The 12,281-nt window shown below is 35.8% G+C and carries 9 protein-coding genes; 5 read left to right on the top strand and 4 right to left on the bottom strand.

Annotated features, from left to right (window positions below; all coding sequences use genetic code 11):
• Positions 1-53 precede the first annotated feature (53 nt).
• Both VB796_RS17875 and VB796_RS17870 read right to left on the bottom strand, forming a co-directional pair.
• Entirely contained in the window at positions 54-194 is a 141-nt protein-coding gene (locus tag VB796_RS17875) for a hypothetical protein (protein WP_323347944.1), read from the bottom strand.
• Positions 173-1,618 carry a GntP family permease gene (locus VB796_RS17870; RefSeq protein ID WP_323347943.1) on the bottom strand — a complete coding sequence of 482 codons (1,446 nt, stop codon included), beginning with the start codon at positions 1,616-1,618 and terminating at the stop codon, positions 173-175. Before VB796_RS17870 ends, VB796_RS17875 begins: the two co-directional genes overlap by 22 nt.
• 374 nt (positions 1,619-1,992) lie before the next feature.
• Between VB796_RS17870 and VB796_RS17865 the strand changes: the two genes are divergently transcribed.
• A complete protein-coding gene (locus VB796_RS17865) occupies positions 1,993-2,361 on the top strand; it encodes a DMT family transporter (protein ID WP_323347942.1) in 369 nt (122 codons plus the stop codon).
• A gap of 106 nt (positions 2,362-2,467) precedes the next feature.
• A complete protein-coding gene (locus VB796_RS17860; RefSeq protein ID WP_323347941.1) occupies positions 2,468-3,394 on the top strand; it encodes a metallophosphoesterase family protein in 927 nt (308 codons plus the stop codon).
• Positions 3,395-3,561: 167 nt separating this feature from the next.
• Here the strand turns inward: VB796_RS17860 and VB796_RS17855 are convergent, their stop codons facing one another.
• On the bottom strand, positions 3,562-4,713 hold the full coding sequence (locus tag VB796_RS17855) for a TIGR03364 family FAD-dependent oxidoreductase (protein WP_323347940.1): 1,152 nt from the start codon (positions 4,711-4,713) through the stop codon (positions 3,562-3,564).
• 75 nt (positions 4,714-4,788) lie between these two features.
• Positions 4,789-5,571 carry an HAD family hydrolase gene (locus VB796_RS17850; RefSeq protein WP_323347939.1) on the bottom strand — a complete coding sequence of 261 codons (783 nt, stop codon included), beginning with the start codon at positions 5,569-5,571 and terminating at the stop codon, positions 4,789-4,791.
• A gap of 131 nt (positions 5,572-5,702) precedes the next feature.
• Here VB796_RS17850 and VB796_RS17845 point away from each other — a divergent pair, with 131 nt between their 5' ends.
• From VB796_RS17845 to VB796_RS17835, 3 genes are all read left to right on the top strand, one after another.
• On the top strand, positions 5,703-7,046 hold the full coding sequence (locus tag VB796_RS17845) for a DUF5690 family protein (protein ID WP_323347938.1): 1,344 nt from the start codon (positions 5,703-5,705) through the stop codon (positions 7,044-7,046).
• Between the two features lie 241 nt (positions 7,047-7,287).
• Positions 7,288-10,581 (top strand): SusC/RagA family TonB-linked outer membrane protein, encoded by a 3,294-nt coding sequence (locus VB796_RS17840; protein ID WP_323347937.1) that lies wholly within the window; start codon positions 7,288-7,290, stop codon positions 10,579-10,581.
• A 54-nt stretch (positions 10,582-10,635) separates the two neighbouring features.
• Positions 10,636-12,105, top strand: coding sequence for a SusD/RagB family nutrient-binding outer membrane lipoprotein (locus VB796_RS17835; protein ID WP_323347936.1), 1,470 nt, complete (start codon positions 10,636-10,638; stop codon positions 12,103-12,105).
• Positions 12,106-12,281 lie beyond the last annotated feature (176 nt).

Genomic DNA, 12,281 nt, shown 5'->3' with positions numbered 1-12,281 from the left:
TAATTTCTATTTTGGGGAAATTGGTTATTGGTTATTGGTAGATTGGTTATCGGTTAATTGGTTATTGGTATAGACCCAATTTTACCAGTAACCAATCCACCAGTAACCAATCTACCAATAACCAATCCACCAATAACCAATCCACCAGTAACCAATCCACCAATCCCCAAATTTACACCATAGGATATAGCCAAGCGGCTATCATTGTTAAAATTACGCCTGTTAACCCCATGAAACTTTGCATCGGAGCAATGGTTTTTAGGGCTTCTTTTTCTGTTAAATTAGATGTTTTACACATAATCCAAAAACCTGCATCGTTCATCCAAGGAATTAATTTTGCACCACTTCCAATTGCCAAACACAAATAAACAGGATGAAAACCAAGATTCGCATTTTGAGCCATTCCTGCCAAAATCCCAGAAGCAGTAATTAACGCCACCGTAGCCGAACCTTGTGCCGTGCGAACAATGGCAGTTATCAAAAATGCCAATGGAATTAATGCCATTTGATAATCTTTTGTCAAATCTGCAATGCGTCCGCTAATTCCAGACTGTTGCAACATTCCACCAAAAGCACCACCTGCCGCAGTAATCAGAATAATACCACCGCCACTCATTAAGGCAGTTTGCACAAAAGCCGTGAGTTTATCTTTTGTTGTTTTTTTCTGATTTGCCAATACCAAAAGAGCAAAAATAGCCCCCATGAGAATGGCAATATTTTTATCTCCAAAGAAAACAATCACGTCAATAATTGCATTGATAATAGCAAAATCTGTATAAGCCGTATTTACTGTGTGAAATGCCTCTACCCCCGAACGAATACAAATAGTAATCAATGGAAAAACCGCAGGAAGCAAAGCCCAACCTAAAGCTGGTAATTCTTTATCATCTTTTTCAGCAATGGCCTTGATGTCTTCCAAACGTGCATCGGCAGAATCTCTTAACGGAATATCGAATTTTTTATTCAAAAATACTGCTATCAAATAACCAACTGTAATGGTACAAAGTCCAAGTAATGTGCCACAAACCATCATTAATCCAATCGGAACATTTAATGCACCCACCAAAAATAAAGGGCCTGGCGAAGGTGGCACATACGAGTTTGCCATTACTGCCCCTGCTATAACTGACAAAGCCAATAAAAGGTAATTTTTACCCAAACGCATACCCATTGCCTTCGCTAAGGGCATCATTAAAAAAACCACTGTATCTACAAAAACAGGAATTGTTAAGAAAAAACTACTCATCACAAAACCGATTGGAGCATTTTTTTCGCCCGTAATTTTTAGCATTGCTCTGATAATTTTTTCGGCAGCACCACTATCAAGCATGGCTTTACCGATGATGGCAGCCATCGCAATCAGAATACCAATTTTGGTACAAGTATTCCCAAATTCGGTACCAATGCGTTCACCGATACTTTTGTGTGCTTGTTTGAGTGCTTCAGCTTCTGAAAGACCTTTTGAGAGAAAATAATGCTCCACATATTCAATTGGTGTGAGCAAAGCAACCGCTAAGGCCGCCAAAAGAAGTGCTAAAAAAGGGTGTAATTTAAAGCCGATGATACCACCTACAACAACCACAACTCCAACGAATAAAATAAGTATTGGGTCTAACATTTGATAAGTACAATTGATATTGATTAAAGAGAAAATTTGAGTCTTCCAGTTTGATAAGTAGATTTTAAAATCTTTATCTACCTTATTTCTCGACATTCTAAGAAAAACATTGATTCTTAAAATCTACTGTTAATTATTATAATTCTATTTATTTTTTGTATTTAAGAAAGGCAAAATAACGTTCAAATGAAACTACTCAATCGTACTTTCAAATTCCTTAATAAATCGTATATTTAATAGTCTATTAACTTTCCGATAAACCACGGATATTTTTGCGGAATTAAATTTGATATTAATTGTTACTTCAAGCGTAAGTTTTCTTACACAATTTGATGGCATAGAAAATTAAAATTTACACGCATAAAGTCTTCAATATGGCATGGTTTTATCTTATTTTGGCGGCAGGTTTAGAAGCCTGCTGGATGTTTTCTCTAAAGTTTTTGTCGTTTACAAAATTTAAGATTTTGAATTTTCAAAACTTTACTAAGTCTGAAGGATTAACCATTTGGCTTCCTTTGGCTGGTTACATTATTTTTGGCATTACAAATACTTATTTTTTCTCTTTGGCAATGAAAAATATTCCAACAGCCATTGCCTTCACGATTTGGACTGCCATTTCGATTCTCTTTATCAAAATGGTAGAGGTGATTTTTTTACACGGAAAAATAAGTTTGCCTGAAATCGGATTTCTTGTCCTCATTTTGATTGGAATTGTTGGATTAAAGATGGTTTCCAAAACTTAGTAACATTCGCTTTATAAATATTCACAATTATTTACAATGACTTAATTTGCAGAAAATCAATAGGTTAAATAAATTTTACAAATTTGTGAAACCAAATTAATCAAATATGCAAAGACGTGATTTGCTTCGTCAGGCGGGTTTACTCGCTGGCGGCTTGTCCTTACCAAGTTTTGTAAAAGCTAACCAACCAACCACTCCTCCCAAAAGAGTCCTTCGTATTGCCCACATTACCGATGTCCACATTCAACCACTTATTGGGGCAGCAAAAGGCTTTGAAAAATGTTTGCATCATATTCAAAATCAGGAGATTAAACCCGATTTTATTATCAATTCTGGTGATTGTGTGATGGACGCACACCGAAGAAAACACGAAAATGTTCAGAAACAATGGCGACTTTTTAATGAAGTTTTGACTGCAGAAAGTTCATTGCCAATTTTTCATGGTGTAGGAAATCACGACATCTGTTGCGAAGGAGACAGTAATAGTAATTTTGAGGACGGCAAGAAATGGGCAATGGACGAAATGTCGATGGATAAAAGGTTTTATAGTTTTGATAAAAAAGATTGGCATTTTGTGATGTTAGACAGTGTTCAAAAGAAAAAAGATGGCAGTTGGTACACCGCTCACATTGACGATGAACAAATGGATTGGTTTAAGCATGACTTGAAAAATACACCCGAAGATAAACCTACTATGATAATTTCGCATATTCCTATTTTAGCGGCTTGTGTGTTTTTTGATGGTGATAATATGAGCGAAAAGGAAGGACGTTGGGAAGTGCCAGGTAGTTGGATGCACACCGATGCCAAAAAACTTTCGGGTTTATTTGATAATCATAAAAATGTAAAATTGGCTGTTTCGGGACATATTCACTTGACCGATAGAGTTGATTATAATGACGTTTCTTATTGTTGCAATGGGGCGGTTTCTGGCAGATGGTGGTTTGGGAAATATCAACACACCGAAGCTGGTTATGCCTTAATTGATTTGTACGATGATGGTAGTTTTACCAATCAATATGTGAGTTATTAACTACTGTGTTTAATAAGTTTAAAGATAATTTTTATCCTAAGGGGGAACTTCCCGAAAGTAGAAATAACTTTCGGGAAGTTTTTTCAGAGAGTTAAAATTCCCCAAATAACTTATTAAACAGTGTACTAACTCATTCAAATAAAAAAGCGGTGATTATCACCGCTTTTTTATTTGAATATTTCATCAATCCGTTTTCTACTATAACCCGCTCCAGTGGTCATTCCCTTACCACCGATACCCGTAGAGATAAAAATTTTGTTGTTAATTTGATGTTCAAAAACGCCACCATCTTCAGCCTGAGCATAATAACCAGCCCAGAAATTTTGAATCTTCCAATTGGGTAAATTCAGCATTCTCTTTGCCTCTTTTAGAATTAACTCATTGATTTCCATGTCAATACCGATTGGCAATTTAGCATTTTCATCTACCCCTGCGTATTCGTGAGAATCTCCAATAATGATTGAACCGTTGATTGCCTGTTTGAAAAGAATATGAATCCCCCACGTATTGTACGGTTTTTGCCACTCTGGAGTTTGCAAAAATGGATACGAATTACAAGACTTAAAACTGTCGTATCTTCTAATTGAAAGCCCTGATAAAATATTTCCGTTCAATTTTACTTCGGGTAAAGGAAAAGTTTGCATCATGTTTAATTTGCAAATTTTCATTTTACTTTCCTTAAAAACCTCTGGAAACAGAATTTTAAACTCATAACCATTACAAATAGCCACTTTCTCGGCATAAATAGTTTCATTTCCCGCCGTGGAAATTTCACAAATATCATTTTTTATTTCACAGCCTTTCACAACGGTATTATTCATAAAATGTAAGCCGTGATGCTGAATCAACATTTGCCGTACTCTATGAATCATTGTTCTTGGTTCAACAGAAATTTCGTCAGGAAAAAACAAACCACCTTTATAATATTCCGTGTTGAGCGTTGGAAAACGTTCATAACAAGATTTTTTGGGCAATAAGGTAGATGTATAATTTTTGAGTTTAAATAAAGCTCTTGTTTCTTCTAAAAGAGCCATTTCTTCATCATCAGAAGCAAAATAATACGAACCGTTTTGTCGAACAGTAATGTCAGTTTTGGCTTGAATTGATTTATAAATATTCAAAGATTCTCTTCCGTATTCAAACCATGTTTCAAGAGCCTGACCCGATGGAACAACTTGTCCAAAGTTTCTAACAGTGGCTTCAATTGGTTCTGAATCTTTTTCAATTAATAAAACCGTTTTACCTTTCAAAAGGGCATGATAGGCATGAAAAGTACCTAAAGTTCCCGAACCAACAACAACTAAATCATATTTTTTCATGGTAAATATTTTCAAAATTATGGAGTGGCAAAAGGAATGTCGTGTAGTTAAGCCGATAATTTATGAAACAGTGTATCAAATCATCGCTTTAAACTTTTTCAAGTCTGCATCGAAGTTTTCTTTGATGACGCTTTCATGCTCAATTTTCTCAATAATCACCTTCAAATCAGACACTTTGCTCAATAATCCGTCGTTTCGATGAATACTTAATTGCGGACGTGTATGCGTACCGTTAGTAACGCCTAACGACATACGACAACCCGCTCGGATACCCGATTTTAAGTCTGAAGGAGTATCGCCAATATTGAGAACTCTAAAACTATCATGAACATTTAATACTTTCATGGCGTGCTGAATCATGTATGGTTCTGGGCGACCTTTCAGCACTTCGTCTGAAGCAACGGATAACTGGATAATTGTATTTTTGTTACCGATATATTTTTTGTCAAGACCATCAAGCCAGCCTAATTTCCCTAAAATAATATCGGTAACTTTTCTGTAAAAACCTGTTGTAAGAGCAATTTGGATGTTTTTGGACTTCAAATAAGAGAAAATTTCTAAACAACCTTCTGTCGGATATATTTCACTTTGTAAATAATGACTCTCTAAAATATGACAAAATTTAGCGTAAGAAACATCTACAAACTCTTGTAAATCAGCATTATGCTCGCCCAAAACTTCTGTCCAGAGTAATTCAAAAACATACCTTTTAGAATACCCTTGTAATGCCAAAACACGCTCAGGTGAGACGGTCAGACCAGTATGGGAAGCCGCTTCTATAAAACACATTTCAACTTCGTGGCGGTCTTGAACTGTTGTACCTGCCATATCAAAAACGACTAATTCGATTGGTAACATTATCTTCTTTTTATTTTTGCTCAAAGGTAATTTACTCGTTTTAATCCTATATTAAATTACGATTAAGGCTCTGTAAAGTCCTGATTTTTAGGATTATTTGTTTGTAATGTTGCCATGAAATTCCCTTCATCATGCACAAAATCAAACAAATAATACACGCAAGGTCGCAACAGTTTTTGGCTCTTTTGCTGGGTATAGCGGCATTCAGCACCTATTTCTGTATGTATGCTTTTCGTAAACCTTTCACAGCAGGGAGTTTTCACGATGTTGAATTATGGGGGATTGACTACAAAATTATTTTGGTTATTGCTCAAGTTTTGGGTTACGCAACTGCCAAAGGTTTAGGTATCAAAATCGTTTCGGAAGTTCAACCTACACAGCGTGCCAAATATATTTTGGGAATGATTGCCCTTGCAGGAATTTGTTTGCTATTATTCGGGATTGTTCCCCCTCCGTACAATTTCGGTTTTATGTATTTCAATGGTTTGTGTTTAGGAATGGTTTATGGTTTGGTTTTCAGTTTTCTGGAAGGTCGGCAAATAACTGAAATTTTAGGAGCAGGTTTGGCAATTAGTTTTATTATTTCGTCGGGTATTGTCAAATCAATTGGAAAAGTATTTATCAATATGGGCGTTTCAGAGTATTGGATGCCCTTTTTTACAGGTGTGTTATTTTTTCCTCTTTTACTAATATCAGTTTACGGACTAACACTTGCACCAAATCCAACCGAAAAAGATCAAAAAGATAGGTCAGCCAGAACACCGATGAATGCCGATGCTCGTAAAAATTTCCTTCAAAAATATGGTATTGGTTTAATTGCCCTCATCATGGTTTATGTTTTGATGACCATTTTGAGAGATATACGAGACAATTTTGGGGTAGAAATATGGAAAGAATTGGGTGTAAGTGATGCTTCCATTTTTTCTAAAACTGAAATTATCATTGGTTTGATTATCTGCACTTTAACTGCCTTATTGTACTTCATCAAAGACCATAAAAGGGCTTTTTGGCTAAATCATTTAATGATTTTTGTGGGCTGTATCCTGATTTTTACATCAACTTTATTATTTCAAAACCGCTTCATTAATCCATTTATTTGGACGATTTTGATGGGTACTGGACTTTATATGGCTTATGTTCCTTTCAATGGAATGCTTTTCGATAGACTTTTGGCGACTTTAAAGGAAAAAGCCAATGTTGGTTTTCTATTTTACCTTGCAGATTTTAGTGGATATTTAGGAAGTGTTTTTATCTTGATTTATCAGAATTTTGGTAGTAAAAATGCTTCATGGCTTAATTATCTGACCGAATTATCCCTGATTTTACCCATTTTTTGCATGATTTTAGTGCTGATTTCCTTTGTTTATTTCAGTAGAAAATTAGTCGTTGATTTAGTTTTGGAGCAATCTACTATTCGTCGCATAACCCCTGACAGGGCAAAAAAGCCGCTGTCAGGGGTAAATCCGAAACCCTGACAGCGGCTTTTTTGCCCTGTCAGGGTTACTTTCTTGATTGCGACAAATAATAAATACTTCCGTTAAGTTTTAACGAAGAAAGTCAAAAATAGGATTCTTCAATGTTAAAATTTATTCTCTAACATTCGCATAACAAAACCTCCGAAAACAGTCTCTATTCTTCATATTCAAATAATGTTATCCTAAAAGTGAGGTTAAAGCAGATGAGTAGTTTTGCATCAAATTTAAAAACCCAACACTCATGAGGAACATTTTACAATTCACTTTTAGAGGGATTATTGTAAGAATCTTTCACCAAATTTTCTTTACAGTTTTGCTTCTCACTTTTTCATTGAACGCTTTTTCACAAGAAAGAATCGTTAGTGGAAAAATCATCGACGGAGCTGAAAAAAAACCTATCGCAGGGGCAACTGTTAGAATAAAAGGAACAGAAAGAGGAACATCAACAAACGCAGACGGAACCTACAAAATTGCAGTTAACGACAATGCAATATTACAATTTTCATTTATTGGATTTTCATCACAAGAAGTACAAACTGGCTCAAAATCAATCGTTAATGTTATTTTGAACGAAGATATTAGACAAGTTGAAGAGGTCGTTGTGACGGCATTAGGTATTTCTAAAGAACGTAGAAGTTTAACCAATGCTATTCAAACCGTGAAAGGTGCTGATTTAATCAAAGCACGTGAGCCAAACCCAATTAACTCGTTGGCAGGTAAAGTAGCGGGTTTGACAATCGGTGCTTCTGCTGAATTGTTAGGTCGCCCAAATGTAGTTTTAAGAGGAAATAGCGATGTTTTATATGTAGTTGATGGTGTGCCAATCAACTCGGATACATGGAATATTTCAGCAGATGACATCGAAACATATTCAGTATTGAAGGGAGCAAATGCTGCTGCTTTATACGGTTTTAGAGGAAAAAATGGAGCAATTTTAATTACCACTAAAAAAGGCTCTAAAGATAAACGTGGTTTCTCGGTTGAGTTGAATTCTTCGACCATGATAGAGAGTGGCTTCAATGCTATACCGAAAGTGCAAGACCTTTATGGGCCAGGTGACCACGGGCAATATTCATTCGTTGATGGGAAGGGTGCAGGTACAAATGATGGAGATTATGACATCTGGGGACCTAAATTTGACCCAACGGGTAACACTAAAATTGCTCAGTATGATAGCCCAATTGACCCTTTAACAGGTAAAAGAATCCCCACAGCTTGGACGGCTCGTGGAGCAAATAATTTAACTCGTTTCTTGCGTGATGGTGTTTTGGCAAATAATAACATTGCTATTTCAAGCAGTAACGAAAAAGCGGATGTACGTTTTTCATTATCACACAATTATCAGAAAGGAATTGTGCCAAATACACAATTGAACGTTACCAATTTTAGTGTAAATGCAGGCGTAAATTTCTCTAAAAAGTTAAGATTAGAGACAAACTTAAACTACAATCGTCAGTCAACGCCAAATGTTCCAGATGTGAATTATGGGCCTAACTCATTGATTTACAATATAGTTATTTGGGGTGGTGCAGACTGGAATGTGGACGATATGCGTAATTACTGGCAAGCTGGTAAAGAAGGTGTTCAACAAATTTATGCTGAATATCAACGTTATAACAACCCATACTTTGTGGCTAATGAATGGTTGAGAAGTCACTACAAAAATGATGTTTATGGTTATGCTTCGTTGGACTATAAAATCAATGATAATTTCAGCGTAATGGGACGTACTTCGGTAACAACTTATGATATTTTCCGTTCTGAAAAATTCCCATATTCGGCAACCGTTTACGGTCGTGAGGAAGCAAAAGGTGATTATCGTGAAGACAAAAGAACCCTTTTCGAGAATAACACCGACATTTTGATTAAATATAATCAGAAATTTAATAATGCCTTTGATGTGAAAATTTGGGGTGGTGGTAATATCCGTAGCTTCAAATACAACTCAAGTTATGTAACAACTGACTATTTGAATACGCCTGGTGTATATACTTTTGCTAACTCGTTAAGACCTGTAAAAGCATTCAGTTATTTAGCTGATATGGAAGTTCAAAGTGGATATTATTCGGCTGATTTATCGTATAAAGGTTTATTTACTTTTTCTACCACAGGTCGTGTTGACCGCCTATCTACACTTCCTGCTGGCAATAATACCTTCTTTTATCCATCATTTGGTTTAAGCACCGTAGTTTCAGATTATGTAAAATTGCCTGAAGAAATTTCATTGGTAAAACTTCGTGCTTCTTATGCCAATGTAAAAGATGGTTTAACACGCTCAACAATTACAACAAATCCAAGTGGTTCATATACCTTGAATTATGGTTCGGAATATGCTTCTTCTTACGATGGACCAAATTACGCAAACTCAGTAGGTTACGGAATTTCTCCAACGTATAATATTCTTCCAGGAGCAACGTATTCGGATAAAATCAACAATCCTGCATTAAAACCAAACTCTACTGAACAAATTGAATTAGGTTTAGAAGTTAGTTTATTGAAAAATCGCTTCTCGGCTGACGTAACCTATTTTACTTCTAATGATGGGCCAAGAATTTTTAACCGTGATTTATCACAAACAACAGGTTATACTTCTGCCATTGTAAACGGAATTAAAACACAAAAAACGGGTTTAGAAATTACCTTGAAAGGCTCGCCAATCAAAACAAATGATTTTAGTTGGGACGTACTTTTGAACGTTTCAAACTTCAAAGAAACTTTACAAGAGGTTTACGACGAAAACAATGTAAAAATTGTGCGTTTACCATCAAATTATTTTGTTTCTGGTAACGTTTCCACTCAATTTATCAATATCGGAGAAAGAATCGACCAAGTTTATATTGCTACTTATCAAAGAGCGGCTGATGGTCAAATTATCAATGATGCAGGTGGTCGTCCAATCGTAAATTCTCGTGGTACAATGGTTGGATATGCCAATCCAGACTACGTTTGGGGATTAAACAATAGAGTTTCTTATAAAAATTGGACATTGAGTTTTCAATTTGATGGTCGTGTAGGTGGAACAGTTGAAGATTATATTCGCAGACAAACATTCAGAGGTGGTCGCCATATTGAAACCGTTGAAGGTGCTTTTGGAACAGCTCGTGATTTTGATACACAAGGCATTAAATCTTATGTCGGTGAAGGCGTAATGATTACGGAAGGAACACCAACTTTTGACTCAAATACAGGTTTAATTACCAATATGTCATCGTTGAAATTTGCGACAAATACCATCAAAACGTATGCCCAAGACTATATCAGTCGCTACAACGGAACGGCAGAAGGCAACCTGATGAGTAAGACATTCTCTAAAATTCGTGAAATAACGGTAAGCTATAATTTCCCGTCTTCAATTTTGGCAAAAACGTTTATCAAACAAGCATCGGTTTCATTGGTTGGGCGTAATTTATTCTACTTCGTGGATAGCAAACACAGTGGCGTTGACTTAGACCAATTTACAGGCTTGAATGCAAGTACAGGTTTACAAACACCTACGATGAAACGTTTTGGTGTCAATTTGAATATCACATTCTAAGAAAAGATTGCCTCACCCGACCGACGTTCGGGTGAGGTTTTAACATAACTCCAAATGAAAAAATATATATTCTCTTTATTAATCATCTCACTTTTAGCAAGTTGCAGTGATTATCAAACGTTGGAAAAGAATCCAAACTTACCGACATCAGTACCTTCGTCAATTATTTTAAGAGATGTTCTTAGCAAAATGAATGATGGTGCTTGGAACAATATGATGCGTAACAACCAATTTTATTGTTCAAATTATAACTATTACGACCACAACGAATACAATTGGGGGAATGCAAGTTTACAATTTACTACTTTGAAAAACGTGGTAAAAATGGAAGAAGAAGCTAAAAATAGTGGTGCAAAAGATTTGAATCCATATTCAGCTTTAGGTAAATTTTTACGTGCTTATTATTACACCAATATGACTTTGAGAGTGGGTGATTTACCAGTCAAAGATGCCTTGCAGGGATTGTCGGTTGATAAACCAAAATACGATACTCAAAAAGAAGTTTTCGTTCAAATTTTGAAATGGTTGGACGAATCAAATAACGATTTGGCTCAATTAATCACAATGGGCGACAGAACTTTGGATGGTGATATTTATTATGCAAATGACCTTCGTAAATGGCAAAAATCAGTTAATGCCTTAAGATTGAGAGTTTTAATCCATTTGAGCAAAAGAACTGACGATACTGATTTGAAAGTAAAAGCAGATTTTGCCAATGTTTTGAGCAACCCAACAAAATATCCATTGATGGGTGATTTGTCGGAAAGTTTACAATATGTTTGGGGTACAAACAACAAATATCCACGCAATCCCGACAATTTAGGAAATAATGCCACTCGTGAAAACATGGCAAAAACCTACGTTGATTTATTGAAAAACTTCAAAGACCCACGTTTATTTGTGGTAGCAGAACCAGCAGATGCCCAATTGGCAAAAGGCTTAAAAGCAACTGATTTTGATGCTTACGTTGGGGCAAGTTCGGGAGAAGATTTAGCCGATATGTCGTCAAAAGCAGGTTTAGGTCAGTATTCATTTCAAAGCCGTAAACGCTATTATAGTTCATACACAGGTGAAAATACATTTGTCGTTAGTTATCCAGAAATGTGTTTCAACATTGCCGAAGCCATCAATCAAGGTTGGGTTACGGGCAATGCACAAGATTGGTACGAGCGTGGCGTAAAAGCATCCATGTCGTTTTATGGAATTACTGACGCAACGGCTTATTTAGCACAAAATTCTGTAAAATATGCAGGTAATAATGCAACAGGTTTAACACAAATCTTGAATCAAAAATATATCGCTTTCTTCCAAAATTCTGGATATGAAGCCTACTATAATTGGAGAAGAACAGGTGTTCCAACATTTTTGGTTGGTCCTGGCACTGCCAATGGTACAAAAATTCCCCTTCGATACCTTTACCCGAGTTCAGAATCTACTACGAATTTGGACAATTTAACCACCTCAATCTCTCGTCAATTTGGCGGAAGCGACAACATCAACTCAGCGATGTGGTTAATTAAATAAAAGTCAGTAAACGATAAATGGTTATGAATTTCAAAAGTAGTAGAGCTTTCTACTACTTTTCTTCTTTTAAAATTCATCTATATGGGGTTAGGATTTAGGTGATGAGTATTAGTACTGTAACTTGATAAAAGCGAAAATCTTAAATCCCTATTTAAAAAATATCTAAATTTTCAGTT

Source organism: Arcicella sp. LKC2W, from assembly GCF_034931005.1.
Classification (GTDB): domain Bacteria; phylum Bacteroidota; class Bacteroidia; order Cytophagales; family Spirosomataceae; genus Arcicella.
This window is presented reverse-complemented; position numbering and strand designations above follow the sequence as displayed.